The organism is Agaricicola taiwanensis (genome assembly GCF_014635245.1).
Classification (GTDB): domain Bacteria; phylum Pseudomonadota; class Alphaproteobacteria; order Rhizobiales; family Methylopilaceae; genus Agaricicola; species Agaricicola taiwanensis.
On the sequence record NZ_BMCP01000001.1, the window covers coordinates 135,305 to 147,619 of the forward strand.

Sequence of the window (12,315 nt, forward strand, 5' to 3'; positions counted from 1 at the left end):
ACATGAGAGAGGACGAGGGCGCATGAGCGATACCAGCGGTAAGGGACCGGACAAGCCGACACCGGCCGGCGCCAAAGCCGAGGAGCCCAAGCCCAGCGCCGCCCGCCCCCGCCCGCCCGTGATCGATCTTGAAGCCAAGGACGTCGGCAAATCCGCCACTTCGACCGCACCGGCTGCCTCCGGCGCGCCGTCGGGCTCCTCACCCTCGAGTGCCGCACCGCCACCAAAGGATCCTCCCAGGACCTCCCAGCCCCAGCAACCCGGCGCCGCTGCGAAATCGGCGCCTCCTCCGCCGCCCCAACCGCCGAAGCAGGAGGTTAGAGGCGAACCGGCGAATCGCGCGCAACCTTTCCTGCCGTTGATGGCGGCCGGTATCGGTGGCGCGGTCGTCGCCGCCCTGCTGATGCTCGGTCTCAGCGCCGTGGGGCTGATGCCCAATGCCGATGCCGACCGTGTCGCGGCGCTGGAGGGCGACGTCGTCCGTCTGCAGGACGCTCTTTCCACGGCGCAAGGTGCTGAGAACGCCGACCCTCGCGTGGCGGAGCTTGAGCGAAAGCTCGCGGAATTTGGCGAGCGGCTCGAGGCTGCCGCTGTCGCATCCGAGACCGCACCCCGGCCGGATGATACGGCCGTGACCGATCTTGCCGGCCGCCTGCAGCAGATCGAACAGGACAGCACAGCGCTGTCAGCGCGCCTTGACGGTCTCGCGGAAGCTGATCGAGCGCTGGAGCAGCAGATCAACACCGTGAGCCAGAGCAGCCAAGCCAATACGGCGCAGCAGACGGCAGAGACCTCCACCAGCGAAAGGAGCGCCCTCGCCCTTTCCGCGGCTGCGGCGCTCGATACTGCCCTGGTGCGTGGGCAGCCCTACGGCCAGGAGTTGTCCGCCGTTCAAGCCTTCATGCCGCAGGCTGATGTGGAGGCTCTTGCGCCCCATGCGGAGACCGGACTGCCACCGGCGCCGCGCATCGCCGCACAATGGCGCCAGGCGCTCGACAGCGCGCCTCCTCCCCCTCCTCCGGCGAACGCCGGCGTGGTCGACAGGCTCATGGCTAACGCAAGTTCGCTCATACGGGTGACACCCATGGGCGAACCCGAAGGGGATGCGCCAGAGGCAAGGCGAGCGCGCTTTCTCGGCGCGCTTGACCGCGCAGACCTCGCAGCTGCGCTTGCCGAGTGGAACGCGTTCGATCCCTCACTGAAGAAGGCGACCGAAGGTCCCGCCGCAATGGCCCGGGCGCGCATCGAGGCAGAAAAGGCCGGCAGCGCCCTTCGAACACTGGCCCTGGATGAAGCCCGCAAAGCGGTGACCGATCGATGATCCGTGTACTGATTTTTCTGGCCTGCGTACTGGCCGTCGGGCTCGCCGCCGTCTGGATCGCCGATCAATCGGGGCAGGTGTCCGTCGTCCTCGGTGGTTACCGTTATGAGACGACGCTCGGGGTCGCTCTCTTCGCGGTCGTTCTCGCCGCCACCGTCCTTGCCTTGCTCTGGATGGTCCTGCGGCTGATCACCCGTGGGCCCGATGCCCTGACCGGCTTCATGCAATCACGCCGCCGGATCAAGGGTCTGAACGCGATCGCGCGCGGCCTCGTCGCCGTCGGCACGGGAGATGAGCGCTCAGCCCGTCGCGCGGCACGCGATGCAAGGCGCCTCATCCCCGGCAGCCCTCTCACCCGCATCATCGCCGCACAGACCGCGCAACTTACCGGCGATCACGCCGCGGCCGAGAACTCTTTCCGCGCCATGCTTGAGCATGATGACACGCGGGCGCTCGGCCTTCGCGGCCTCTTTATCGAAGCGCGCCGCCAGGGCGACACTGTCGTGGCCCGGGAAATGGCCGAGGAAGCCCTGCGCACAACCCCTGAAGCGCCCTGGGCGGGGCCGGCGCTGCTTGATTATCAATGCGCCGCAGGCGATTGGGCCGCTGCGCTCACCACGGTGGAGCGCAACGCTGCCAATCGCGTGACGGAGCGATCGGTCGCACGGCGGCAGCGCGCCGTGCTGATGACCGCAGAGGCCATGCAGCGCGCCGGCAGCGACCCGGGGACGGCGCTCAATGCGGCTCTGGAAGCGATCAAGCTCGCGCCCGGCCTTGTGCCGGCAGCGGTTTTGGCAGCCCGGCTGACCGCCGAACAGGGCGATGCGAAAAGGGCCATGAAAATCGCCGAGACAGCCTGGAAGACCGCGCCGCATCCCGATCTTGCCGAGGTCTACATCCGTGCGCGGCATGGCGATACGGCTCAGGACCGGCTGAAGAAGGCCAAGAGCCTTGCCGCCAAGGATCAGGCGAGCCCGGAAGGCGCTCTGGCGCTTGCGCGCACCGCCCTGGAGGCACGCGATTTTGGCTTGGCGCGGGAAGCATTGAAGCCCCTGATCGAGGCTGGCCCCACGGTGCGCACGGCGCTGCTGATGGCGGAAATCGAGGAGGCGGATCAAGGCAATCGCGCCGCCTCCAGGGGCTGGCTTGCACGAGCGGTGTCCGCCCGGCGTGATCCGACCTGGATCGCCGATGGTGTCGCCATCGGCCAATGGGCCCCGGTATCGCCCTTCAGCGGCAAACTGGATGCCGTGCACTGGGCTGTCCCTCATGAAGCGCTGGGCAATGCTTCGCCAGCCGTGGAAACAATCATCCGCGAAGCGGAGGCGCCACAATCGGCGCCGGAGCCTGAACCTGAGACGGCGGCACTTCCCTCGCCGGCAGCCACGGCAACTCGTCCCCCGGTGCCATCGCCCCCGGCCGCGATCGCGCCGGCGGCTCCAGCCGCTCCAGCTCCAGCGACAGCAACGCCGACGCCTCCCTCACCGGATGATCCTGGCATCTCCACTGATCCCTTCACTGAGGAGCTGGCACCCGTCTCGCCACGGCCGCCGGCCTTCGGTCCGCCATAAGCGACTGCCGCATCTTGCAATGTGCCGCGTCTGAGGGTAGAGGACGCCACGGGCCGCAATAGCTCAGCTGGTAGAGCACGTCATTCGTAATGACGGGGTCGGGGGTTCGAATCCCTCTTGCGGCACCACCCTTTGCCGAAATGACGGCACTCTTTCCGGAAAAGCCCGGCCCCGACGCGGCCGCCGACCACGTAAATCGATCTCGTTAGCACTCTATTAACCATAATCGCCTGAACCTCCGTTCATGCGCGGTAACAGGTTTGTCCTGTGGACAAGCCTGCGCGGACTGTTCGGAGGAATGCGTGATGTTTGATGAGAGTCAGTCTTGGAAAGACATTGAAGAGCGTTTGAATCCGAAAGAAGAAAAATCGGCCTTCGACGCCGAGAGTTTCGAGAAAATGAGCAACATCATAAAATTGACGCTTTCTCCGTCAGGCGGCGAAACGCCCTTGGCTAAGCTGGACCTGCCCGGCGTGCTCGAAATGGCCCGCGCTTCGGCTTCTAGATTGCGGGAAAACAAGGTTATTCTTGAGGAGCGCGAGCTTAAAACTCAAGAATTCATCCGCCGCACGACAGCGGAGCTGCACGCCGCCCAGCAGCGAATCGCAGAAGCCGAGGCACGCATCGCCGCCGCTGAATCCAGGGAGGGAATGGCCGAGGCACGGATCGTTTCAGCCGAATCCTGGATCACCCATATCAACGATACCCTGACCGAGTGTTTCGCTTGCGAAAGATAAAGTCGTTTGGATAAAGTTAACGACGAATCGCTGGCTAGCTCGATCTAATCGTCAGTATTCTTTTTGGGAGAAGCATTCAGTGGAACATGCTCGGGATCTTCCCTGGGATAGTGGCGCAGCCCAGGCGAAAGCATCGAAAACGCCAAGCGAGGGTGAGAAGGGCAGTTTCGCAGGTCTGGACAAGGTTCTGCGCGTTGCTCTTGGCCCTAAGGACGCCGCCGGAGGCGATCTCGGATCGCAACGCGGTCTGTCCAAGCGCGATTTTTCCTCCGCTCTCGACCTGGTGCGGCAGTGCGCCGACACCATGAAGCAGCATCAGGAACGCGCCAACGAGACCGAGGCGCAGACTCAGGAACTCATGCGCCGCGCCGCGCAGGAGCTCAAGGCTGCCGAGGCTCGCATCCGCTCCGCGGAAAGCCGCGCTCAGGCGGCGGAGTCGCGTGCCACCGCCGCCGAGGCCCGGGCCAAGGAGGCCGAGGAATGGTTGGCCCGCATCCATGACACCCTGATCGAGCAGTTCGGTCCCGCCGGTATTGCCGAGATGACTCCGCGGACGGCCGCGCAGGCCTGATTTTCCGATAGATCGCAAGATTCAGGAGCCGGGCGTGGTCCCGGCTCTTTCCATTTCGGAAATGCCATATTTCTCCCGTGCATCTTTGTGCATCTTTCTGAGCGAAGGCCTAAGATCAGGCTTGGCGAGCCTCGTAACCTGAGCGTAGAATCGCCCCATGAGCATCGTCGCGATCGACCTTCGCCCTGCCCGGGTATCGGACGCAGCTGCCATCGCCGCCGTCCATGATGCAGCGTGGCGCCTCGCCTATAGCGGCCTGATTCCCGGCCGGGACCTTGAGCGCATGGTCACCCGCCGCGGGCCGTCCTGGTGGGACGGGGCAATCCGCCGCGGCAGCCGCATCGCCCTTCTCACCGTCTCCGGAGAGGTGGTCGGTTACGGTTCCTACGGGCGTAACCGTGCGACCGCCATTGGCGTCGGCGGCGAGATCTATGAGCTCTACGTCATGCCGGAATATCAGGGTCTTGGTTTCGGCCGGCGCCTCTTCGCCGCCTGCCGCGAAGCCCTGGCCGAACGCGAACTCGTCGGTCTCGCGGTTTGGGCGCTCAGCGACAATGAATCGGCCTGCCGCTTCTATCGCGCCCTCGGCGGCGTCGCGGTCGCGCGCGGCACCGAAACCTTCGGCGATCGCAGCCTGGAAAAGCTGGCGTTCGCCTGGGCGTGAAAAATCCGCAAAAAACCAATACCGCCACGGCTTGCGCGTTGTCAGCCGCCATTGCTAGAGAAACCAGTCAATAACACTCAGGACGGTTTCTCCATGAATATCGACGCCATAGCGATCGGCAAGAATCCTCCCGATGACGTCAATGTCATCATCGAAGTTCCCATCGGTGGTGAACCGATCAAATATGAGCTCGATAAGAAAGCCGGCGCGCTGGTGGTCGACCGCTTCCTCTACACGGCGATGCGCTATCCAGGAAATTACGGCTTCGTTCCGCACACCCTGTCCGAGGATGGAGACCCGGTCGATGTGCTTGTCGCCAGCACGCGCGCGATCGTGCCCGGGGCGGTCATCAACTGCCGCCCCGTTGGCGTGCTCATGATGGAGGACGAGGCCGGCGGCGATGAGAAGATCATCGCTGTTCCGGTTTCCAAGCTGACCCGCCGCTACGACAAGGTTCTTTCGGTCTTTGACCTGCCCGACATCACGCTGCAGCAGATCTCTCACTTCTTCGAGCACTACAAGGACCTTGAGAACGACAAATGGGTCAAGGTGCTTGGCTTCGAAGGGCCGGAGAAGGCCCGCAAGATGATCGAGGATGCCATCGCGCGGGCGAAGAACGACTGAGCGAGATCAGAGGGGCTGCCGCGCGGCAGCCCTTCTTCACGCCCCCGGCCGCACCTGCGCTTCGGCGGCCGTAACCGTGTTCTGCAACAGGCATGCGATGGTCATGGGACCGACCCCGCCGGGCACTGGGGTGATGGCACCGGCAACCTCGCGCGCCTCTTCATAGGCCACATCGCCGACGAGCCGCGTCTTGCCGCCCTCCTGCGCGATGCGGTTGATGCCCACGTCGATCACGACGGCGCCGGGCTTGATCCAGTCGCCCTTCACCATTTCCGGCCGCCCCACCGCCGCCACCAGGATATCGGCGCGGCGGCAATGGCCGGCCAGATCATGCGTCTTCGAATGCGCCATGGTGACGGTGCAGCTCTCCGCCTGCAGCAGGAGCGCGACCGGCTTGCCGACCAGGATCGAGCGGCCGATCACCAGCGCTTCCTTGCCTGCAAGATCAGGTCCGAGCGCATGTTTGGCGAGGATGATGCAGCCCTGCGGCGTGCACGGCACGAGACCGCCCCTGCCCAGCACCAGGCGCCCCGCGTTGGCGGGTGTCAGGCCGTCGACATCCTTTGCCGGGTCGATCGCCAGAACGACACGATCACTGTCGATGTGCCCGGGCAACGGCATCTGCACCAGGATACCGTGCACCAAGGGGTCGGCGTTCAGCCTCTCCACCAGCGCGATGAGGTCGGCCTCCGAGGTGTTCGCCCGCAGCTTGTGCTCGAAAGACGCCATGCCCGCCGCCACGGTCAGGCGGGCCTTGTTGCGCACATAGACCTCGCTGGCGGGATCATTGCCGACCAGAACCACCGCCAGCCCCGGCTTCACTCCGGTCGCCGCTTCCAGCGCGGCCGCGCGATCCGCAGCCTCGCCGCGCACGGTCTCCGCGATGGCCTTCCCGTCGATGATGGTGGCGCTCATGTCCGATCCTTTCCGAACTTTGCCTCGACCGCGGCGATAAGCGATGATGCCTCACCCGCGATGCCGATGGTCTTGATACGTGCCGTCGCGCCAGCCTCGACCAATATGCGCGACGGTGCGATTTTCAGCTCTTTTGCCAAAAGCCGGCACAGCGCGGCATTGGCCTTGCCATCTTCCGGCGGCGCGGCGACCCGCGCTTTGACGATCTCTTCCCCACCGCGATCTTCGATGCCCTCGATCGCGTCGCGCCCACCTCTCGGCGTCAGCCGAACGCGCAGCCGGATGCCGCGCCCCGTGGCGGTCCAGGCCGTCACATCTGGGCAGTGAAGTAGATCACCACCTGTTGCAGAAAGCGGATCAGGACCAGAAGCACCAGCGGCGAAAGATCGATGCCGCCGAGCGTCGGCAGGAACCTGCGGATGGGCGCCAGCATGGGCTCGGTCAGCCGGTAGAGCGTTTCCGCTATGGCGCCGACAAACTGGTTGCGCGTGTTGACGATGTTGAACGCGATGAGCCACGAGAGGATCGCCGAGACGATCACGATCCAGAAGCAGATGTCGAGGACGATGATGATCAGCCAGACGATCGGATTCATATGGGGAAGACCTCAAGAGGGGTAGGTGACGCGCCAATGTGCTCTTCTACCTGCGGAAAGTGTTCCGGAGCAAGGCTTGAAGCCGCCTTGACAGCCTGGAAGCCGCCAACATAAATGTCCCGCACCGGGGCCGTAGCTCAGTTGGGAGAGCGCTGCAATCGCACTGCAGAGGTCAGGGGTTCGAATCCCCTCGGCTCCACCAGCCTCACCGCAACATGCTATCCGCCTCGTCGCGCCCCGCTGGATTGCGCGATGGCTTCAAGACCCGCCCAGCCATCCTTGACGCCGATTTTTGCGAGCGCCGTGAAGATTTTCCTCGCGTTCACCGATGCAGGTTCAATCCTCGCCGTGCTCGCCGGCCGGCCTGCGAGACGCTTTCAGCTTCAGATCGATGCGCTCGCGCCGATCGACACCCAGCAGTTCGGAAACACGCCAGAGGATGTTGTCCTCCAGCTCATGCACGCCGCCATCGGCATAGATCAGTTCCCACATGGCGCTGACCAGTGACAACCGCGCCTCCCGGTCGTAATCGCGCTTGATGGTGCTGGTGAACTCATAAAGATCCACGGCTTCGCGGTCGATCCGCGTCGCCTCCTCGATGAGGGCGTCGGTTGCGTCATCGCTCAACGAGAACCTGGCGGCGACGATGCGCTTGAGCGCCGCCTTCTCCTCGTCCTCTACGATGCCATCCGCCGCCAGCACATGGCACATCAGCGCCACCGCCGCGATCTGGGTGCCATCGGCATCCAGCGGCCTGTCATCGGGATCCAGGAGGCGGTTTACGAAGGAGCGAACGCGATCGAGCATATCGGGCACTATAGCCAAGTCAGCAAAGCTGACCATATCGGCTGCCCCGGAATCGCAGGGGCGCGACCGGAGAACGCACGGTCCGTGTCGTTTGGGTGACTCAAAGGCCCTCCCCGTCACAAGCGTGATGGAGCGCGCCAGTTATCCGCCTCATCCCTCCAGCGGCCGAGCCTCGTCAGGCAGCATGATGGGGATGCCGTCGCGAATGGGATAGGCGAGCTTTGCCGGCCGCGAGATCAGCTCCTGGCGCTCCGCGTCATATTCCAGTGTCGCCTTGGTCAGCGGGCAGACGAGGATTTCCAGCAGCTTGGGATCGACGCCCTTGAGGGTCGGGCCGGTGGGACCAGGGGTGCTTTCGCTCATCTCGACGTCCTCATGTCACTGCAGCGACGGATTGTTATCACCGCCTCCGGTCTTGGCGATATCCATTTCCGCCAGCGCCACCAGAAGATCCGCCCGTGCCTTCAGGTCTGGCGCTTCCAGGAAAGCCTGTTTCTCGCGCGGACCGAAGGGGGAGGTCATGGCAAGGGCATTGATCAGATCTTCCAGCGGCGCCCGCTCCACGCTCGACCAGTCGGCCACCTTCAGATCGTTCTCTTCCAGGTAGGCTCTCAGCGTGCGCAGCAGCGCCCCCCGGTCCACATCCTTCTCGCCGGCGCGCGGGTCGAGATCCTGGCCGAACTCGGAATAATCCGCCCGCACCTGTCGGTAGGGCGTCGTCACCTTCAGCTCCTCGGCGACGCGGAAGCGCGCGACCCCGGTGAGCGTGATGAGACACCGCCCGTCGCCGGTCTCCGAAAAGCTGGTGATGCGGCCGAGACACCCCACCGGCATCAGCGGCGGGTGGCGGTTATCCACCGAATCCGGGTCCGGCTGCACCATTCCGATCACGCGCGTGCCGCTCAGGGCGTCCGACACCATGGTCAGATAGCGCGGCTCGAAGATATTGAACGGCATGTCTCCGCGCGGCAGCAGCAATGCTCCCAGCAGCGGGAACACTGGTATGGAGCCGGGCAGCTGCCGGATCGTCCTGTATGGCTCGTTGATCGGCATGGAAAGGGTTATAGGGCGCCTTCAGGCGAAGAGAACGGACGACAGCCGCCGACGTCCGTCACGCGTCGCGGGATCGGTCGGGCCCCAAGCATCAAAGAACTGGACGAGCTGCTTGCGCGCGCCGTCTTCGTTCCATTCCCGGTCCTTGCGGATGATGGCCAGGAGATGGTCCACGGCCTCCTTGCGCTGTCCGGCGGCCCCCAATGCCACGGCAAGGTCGAATCGCGCCTGGTGGTCGTCGGGATCGGCCTCGACCTTCGCCATCAGCTCGCCCGTCTCACCAAGGCCCGCGCTCTGGGATGCCAGCGCGATCTCGGCGCGCACGGCCGCCACCTTTGCATCGCCCGACTTTGCCGGCGGCACGCGGTCGAGAATGGCGGAGGCGGCCTCCGCGCTGCCGGACATCAGCTGCGCCCGGGCAAGGCCCGCCAGAGCCGCGACATTGGTTTCATCCTCAGCCAGCACGGCGGCATAAAGCTCGCCCGCCGCCACCACATTGCCCTCCGCCAGCGCGGCATCGGCCTCGGCGATGACATCTTCGGCGTCGGTGACGGGGCCGGCGATCCGCTCCACGAACTCCATCACCTGCGCCTCGGGCAAGGCGCCCATGAAGCCGTCTACTGGCTGGCCCTTGGCGAAGGCGATCACAGCGGGGATCGACTGGATGCCGAGCTGGCCGGCCACCGCCGGATGCTCGTCGATGTTCATCTTCACGATCTTGATCTTGTCGCCAGCCTTTTTCGCCACCCGTTCCAGCACGGGCCCAAGCTGCTTGCAGGGCCCGCACCAGGGCGCCCAGAAGTCCACCAGCACCGGCTTCTCGCGCGAGGCCTGCAGCACATCCGCGGCGAAGGTCGTGGTGGTCGTTTCGGTCACGGCGCCGGCATCGGACACGGTGGCATCGGCGGCCGGGGTCTTTCCTTGGATCTCGAGCATGCTGTTCCCGTTCTGCCAGGGGCGGATCTGTTGCACGAAACATGGGTCGGCGCGCGGCAGAATGAAAGTCCCCGCCGCCGCACCGGATCACCTTCTGCATGTATCGGCCCCATGGAATGATGACAAGACGCGCGAAAGCCCGTTGCAAAGGGCCAAGATTTCGGTTTATAGGAGCGCCATGCAGCGGTGCTGCTGACGAATCTGGCGCGAGCGGGTGTAGCTCAGGGGTAGAGCACAACCTTGCCAAGGTTGGGGTCGAGGGTTCGAATCCCTTCGCCCGCTCCAGATTCGCAAAATGCCAAAAAGCCTCGGGTCTCCCGGGGCTTTTGTCATTTTGGGGTACTGGTTCGAAGGGGTATCTGAGTTGGCGTCAGGCGCTGGTTACCGCTCGGTCGCAGTATCGCGAGCCATGACCGGGGGATGACAAACCTGCAGGCCCAGGGCTCTAACTTGCCCTTAACCTGGATCGGTCATTTGGTTGCACCAGTAGTGGCTTCGCGCGGGCTGTACCTGCCGTAGCGTGAAGGTGGTAAAATTCATGCGGCTGATCGTCGGCACAATCATCGTCTTCCTCTGCGTCTTCGGCGGCTATGCGGCGATGGGTGGCCACCTCCTCGTCCTTTGGCAGCCGTTCGAGTTTGTTATCATCCTCGGTGCAGCGATCGGCGCCTTCATCATCGGCAACACCGCGCCGGTGCTCAAGGCCGTGCCCGCCATGCTCGGCACGCTCGTGAAGGGCCCCAAGTACAAGCAGGAATGCTATGTCGAACTGCTGGGGATGCAGTATTCCTTGTACAAGTTTGTGAACCAGAAGGGCCTGATCGCGGTCGAGCAGCATATTGAAAATCCGAGCGATTCGAAGCTGTTCAACGCGTTCCCGACTTTTGCAGCGAACCATCATGCGGTCGAGTTCGTCTGCGACTACATGCGCATGTTGACGATGGGTGCCAACAACGTCCACGAGATAGACGCTCTCATGGACGAGGAACTGGAGACGCACCACCAGGAGCAGCAGCGTATCATTGCGTCCATGCAGTCTATCGCCGACGGAACCCCGGCGCTCGGCATCGTCGCCGCCGTGCTCGGCGTGATCAAGACGATGGGAGCGATCACGGAGCCGCCAGAGGTGCTGGGACATCTGATCGGCGGTGCGCTCGTAGGCACGTTCTTCGGCGTCTTCGTCGCCTACGGCTTCTTTGGGCCCATGGCGCAGGCGCTCAGGAACATCTTCGAGGCCGAATCCAAATACTATCTTTCACTCAAGGTGGGGCTCCTTGCCCATATCAGCGGCCAGCCGGCAGTGATGGCGGTAGAATTCGCCCGCAAGGCTCTGATGAGCGAAGTCCGGCCGACCTTCCGCGAAGTGGAAGCGGCAACCGCCAAGCTGCCCGCCAACATCTAACCCGATCTCCAGTAGTACCTCGATGGCGAAACCCACCCAGCCGATTATCATCAAGAAGGTCAAGAAGGCCGCCCATGCGCACCATGGCGGAGCCTGGAAGATCGCCTACGCGGACTTCGTGACCGCCATGATGGCGTTCTTTCTGCTGATGTGGCTGATTAACATGACGACGCAGCAGCAGAAGGAAGGCCTGGCGGAATACTTCGCGCCGGGTAGCACCAGTGGCGCGGGCGGCGTCCTGGCGGGCACTGCCCCAGACCAGTCAGGCGACAAGTCGTCGGCGCCCCGCAACCCGGCGACGGGTCCGACCGGGCAGGAGGACGGGGCGCGCCCGAACAGTTCGGGCCGCGCCAGCGACCGCGACGAGAGCCGCCCGGCCGCCGACGAGCAGGCCAACCACAGCGCCATGGCCAGCATCCGCCAGGCGCTCCAGAAGATGCCCGATATTGCCGAGATCTCGAACAATATCGTGATCGAGCAGACCAAGGAGGGGGTGAACGTTTCCCTCGTGGACGAGGACGGTCGTTCCATGTTCCCCGAGGGCTCGGTACGCCCCTACGAGCGCACCCGTCGCGTGCTGGAGGCGCTCGCGCCCACCCTGCGCCTGCTGCCCAACCAACTGTCTGTCACCGGCCACGCGGCCGCAGCGAGCCCGAGCTCGGTAAGGGCTGTCGATCCCTGGAGCCTCACCGCCGGGCGCGCACTCGCCGTGCGCGAGATCCTGTCGGGTGCCGGGCTCCCCAACGACCAATTCGTCTCCGTGGCGGGACGCGCCGACACCGAGCCGGTCTTCCCCGACAATCCCCACCTCGCGGCGAACCGACGGGTGACGATCACGCTGCTCAATGCGGAGCCGTCGCTGCCCCCAAAAGTTCTTCGCTGACGACAAGGCGCTCGAACAGGATCAAGTGGGCTCAAACGCATCTCAGTGAACGCCACCCGTCGGTCGGGAATGGCCGAAAGCATGTGCTTACTAAGTGCAGGAATGAAGGAAACTCGCCGTCCGCCTTGCAGCGAACACAATTGACCGCTATGTATGTGGCCATCGATCTTGCTGACGAACTTTGTTTTCGCGCCTCGGCGCTCTGACGATCTTCCCTTCTCAATTTCGAACACTAC

The 12,315-nt window shown here is 64.3% G+C and carries 15 protein-coding genes and 3 tRNA genes; 11 read left to right on the forward strand and 7 right to left on the reverse strand.

Annotation, left to right across the window (positions count from 1 at the left end; all coding sequences use genetic code 11):
* The first annotated feature begins 22 nt into the window (after positions 1-22).
* The 7 genes from IEV58_RS00640 to ppa all read left to right on the forward strand — a co-directional run bounded on the left by IEV58_RS00640 (position 23) and on the right by ppa (position 5,488).
* Complete coding sequence (locus tag IEV58_RS00640; RefSeq protein WP_188407745.1) at positions 23-1,321, forward strand: COG4223 family protein; 1,299 nt, start codon at positions 23-25, stop codon at positions 1,319-1,321.
* A complete protein-coding gene (locus IEV58_RS00645) occupies positions 1,318-2,892 on the forward strand; it encodes a heme biosynthesis protein HemY (RefSeq protein ID WP_188407746.1) in 1,575 nt (524 codons plus the stop codon). Before IEV58_RS00640 ends, IEV58_RS00645 begins: the two co-directional genes overlap by 4 nt.
* A 52-nt stretch (positions 2,893-2,944) precedes the next feature.
* Positions 2,945-3,020 (forward strand) — tRNA-Thr (locus IEV58_RS00650).
* A gap of 177 nt (positions 3,021-3,197) precedes the next feature.
* Positions 3,198-3,629 carry a hypothetical protein gene (locus IEV58_RS00655; RefSeq protein ID WP_188407747.1) on the forward strand — a complete coding sequence of 144 codons (432 nt, stop codon included), beginning with the start codon at positions 3,198-3,200 and terminating at the stop codon, positions 3,627-3,629.
* A 79-nt stretch (positions 3,630-3,708) separates the two neighbouring features.
* Entirely contained in the window at positions 3,709-4,200 is a 492-nt protein-coding gene (locus IEV58_RS00660; protein WP_188407748.1) for a hypothetical protein, read from the forward strand.
* A gap of 157 nt (positions 4,201-4,357) precedes the next feature.
* On the forward strand, positions 4,358-4,864 hold the full coding sequence (locus tag IEV58_RS00665) for a GNAT family N-acetyltransferase (RefSeq protein WP_188407749.1): 507 nt from the start codon (positions 4,358-4,360) through the stop codon (positions 4,862-4,864).
* 93 nt (positions 4,865-4,957) lie between these two features.
* Positions 4,958-5,488, forward strand: a complete 531-nt coding sequence (ppa, locus tag IEV58_RS00670) for an inorganic diphosphatase (RefSeq protein ID WP_188407750.1) — start codon at positions 4,958-4,960, stop codon at positions 5,486-5,488.
* Positions 5,489-5,524: 36 nt separating this feature from the next.
* On the opposite strand, the gene folD is transcribed toward ppa, so the two are convergent.
* Genes folD through IEV58_RS00685 form a run of 3 tightly spaced genes read right to left on the reverse strand, consistent with a single transcriptional unit; the run spans position 5,525 to position 6,998 of the window.
* Positions 5,525-6,403 carry a bifunctional methylenetetrahydrofolate dehydrogenase/methenyltetrahydrofolate cyclohydrolase FolD gene (folD, locus tag IEV58_RS00675; protein WP_188407751.1) on the reverse strand — a complete coding sequence of 293 codons (879 nt, stop codon included), beginning with the start codon at positions 6,401-6,403 and terminating at the stop codon, positions 5,525-5,527.
* Entirely contained in the window at positions 6,400-6,717 is a 318-nt protein-coding gene (locus IEV58_RS00680) for a DUF167 domain-containing protein (RefSeq protein WP_188407752.1), read from the reverse strand. The genes folD and IEV58_RS00680 overlap by 4 nt, the downstream gene beginning before the upstream one ends.
* On the reverse strand, positions 6,714-6,998 hold the full coding sequence (locus IEV58_RS00685) for a YggT family protein (RefSeq protein ID WP_188407753.1): 285 nt from the start codon (positions 6,996-6,998) through the stop codon (positions 6,714-6,716). Before IEV58_RS00685 ends, IEV58_RS00680 begins: the two co-directional genes overlap by 4 nt.
* Positions 6,999-7,124: 126 nt before the next feature.
* Here IEV58_RS00685 and IEV58_RS00690 point away from each other — a divergent pair.
* Positions 7,125-7,200: transfer RNA gene (locus IEV58_RS00690), tRNA-Ala, on the forward strand.
* Between the two features lie 134 nt (positions 7,201-7,334).
* Here the strand turns inward: IEV58_RS00690 and IEV58_RS00695 are convergent.
* The 4 genes from IEV58_RS00695 to trxA all read right to left on the reverse strand — a co-directional run bounded on the left by IEV58_RS00695 (position 7,335) and on the right by trxA (position 9,794).
* A complete protein-coding gene (locus IEV58_RS00695; protein WP_188407754.1) occupies positions 7,335-7,805 on the reverse strand; it encodes a tellurite resistance TerB family protein in 471 nt (156 codons plus the stop codon).
* Between the two features lie 150 nt (positions 7,806-7,955).
* Positions 7,956-8,168, reverse strand: a complete 213-nt coding sequence (locus tag IEV58_RS00700) for a Trm112 family protein (RefSeq protein ID WP_188407755.1) — start codon at positions 8,166-8,168, stop codon at positions 7,956-7,958.
* A gap of 15 nt (positions 8,169-8,183) precedes the next feature.
* The gene (locus IEV58_RS00705) at positions 8,184-8,858 is read right to left on the reverse strand and encodes an LON peptidase substrate-binding domain-containing protein (RefSeq protein WP_188407756.1); all 675 of its coding nucleotides are present in this window, start codon (positions 8,856-8,858) and stop codon (positions 8,184-8,186) included.
* Positions 8,859-8,879: 21 nt separating this feature from the next.
* Positions 8,880-9,794: a thioredoxin gene (trxA, locus tag IEV58_RS00710; RefSeq protein ID WP_188407757.1), complete on the reverse strand. Its 915-nt coding sequence runs from the start codon at positions 9,792-9,794 to the stop codon at positions 8,880-8,882.
* A gap of 210 nt (positions 9,795-10,004) precedes the next feature.
* Between trxA and IEV58_RS00715 the strand changes: the two genes are divergently transcribed.
* From IEV58_RS00715 to IEV58_RS00725, 3 genes are all read left to right on the forward strand, one after another.
* A tRNA-Gly gene (locus IEV58_RS00715) sits at positions 10,005-10,079 on the forward strand.
* Between the two features lie 253 nt (positions 10,080-10,332).
* Positions 10,333-11,196, forward strand: coding sequence for a flagellar motor stator protein MotA (gene motA / locus IEV58_RS00720; protein ID WP_188407758.1), 864 nt, complete (start codon positions 10,333-10,335; stop codon positions 11,194-11,196).
* A 22-nt stretch (positions 11,197-11,218) separates the two neighbouring features.
* Complete coding sequence (locus IEV58_RS00725) at positions 11,219-12,079, forward strand: flagellar motor protein MotB (protein WP_188407759.1); 861 nt, start codon at positions 11,219-11,221, stop codon at positions 12,077-12,079.
* Positions 12,080-12,315: the final 236 nt, after the last annotated feature.

Excerpts from the sequence above, each read along its gene's own strand:
- IEV58_RS00705 (WP_188407756.1), bottom strand. The coding sequence starts at position 8,858 with ATGCCGATCAACGAGCCATACAGGACGATCCGGCAGCTGCCCGGCTCC.
- IEV58_RS00695 (WP_188407754.1), bottom strand. The coding sequence starts at position 7,805 with ATGCTCGATCGCGTTCGCTCCTTCGTAAACCGCCTCCTGGATCCCGAT.
- IEV58_RS00655 (WP_188407747.1), top strand. The coding sequence starts at position 3,198 with ATGTTTGATGAGAGTCAGTCTTGGAAAGACATTGAAGAGCGTTTGAAT.
- ppa (WP_188407750.1), top strand. The coding sequence starts at position 4,958 with ATGAATATCGACGCCATAGCGATCGGCAAGAATCCTCCCGATGACGTC.
- motA (WP_188407758.1), top strand. The coding sequence starts at position 10,333 with ATGCGGCTGATCGTCGGCACAATCATCGTCTTCCTCTGCGTCTTCGGC.
- folD (WP_188407751.1), bottom strand. The coding sequence starts at position 6,403 with ATGAGCGCCACCATCATCGACGGGAAGGCCATCGCGGAGACCGTGCGC.
- IEV58_RS00665 (WP_188407749.1), top strand. The coding sequence starts at position 4,358 with ATGAGCATCGTCGCGATCGACCTTCGCCCTGCCCGGGTATCGGACGCA.
- trxA (WP_188407757.1), bottom strand. The coding sequence starts at position 9,794 with ATGCTCGAGATCCAAGGAAAGACCCCGGCCGCCGATGCCACCGTGTCC.
- IEV58_RS00645 (WP_188407746.1), top strand. The coding sequence starts at position 1,318 with ATGATCCGTGTACTGATTTTTCTGGCCTGCGTACTGGCCGTCGGGCTC.
- IEV58_RS00725 (WP_188407759.1), top strand. The coding sequence starts at position 11,219 with ATGGCGAAACCCACCCAGCCGATTATCATCAAGAAGGTCAAGAAGGCC.
- IEV58_RS00685 (WP_188407753.1), bottom strand. The coding sequence starts at position 6,998 with ATGAATCCGATCGTCTGGCTGATCATCATCGTCCTCGACATCTGCTTC.
- IEV58_RS00640 (WP_188407745.1), top strand. The coding sequence starts at position 23 with ATGAGCGATACCAGCGGTAAGGGACCGGACAAGCCGACACCGGCCGGC.
- IEV58_RS00700 (WP_188407755.1), bottom strand. The coding sequence starts at position 8,168 with ATGAGCGAAAGCACCCCTGGTCCCACCGGCCCGACCCTCAAGGGCGTC.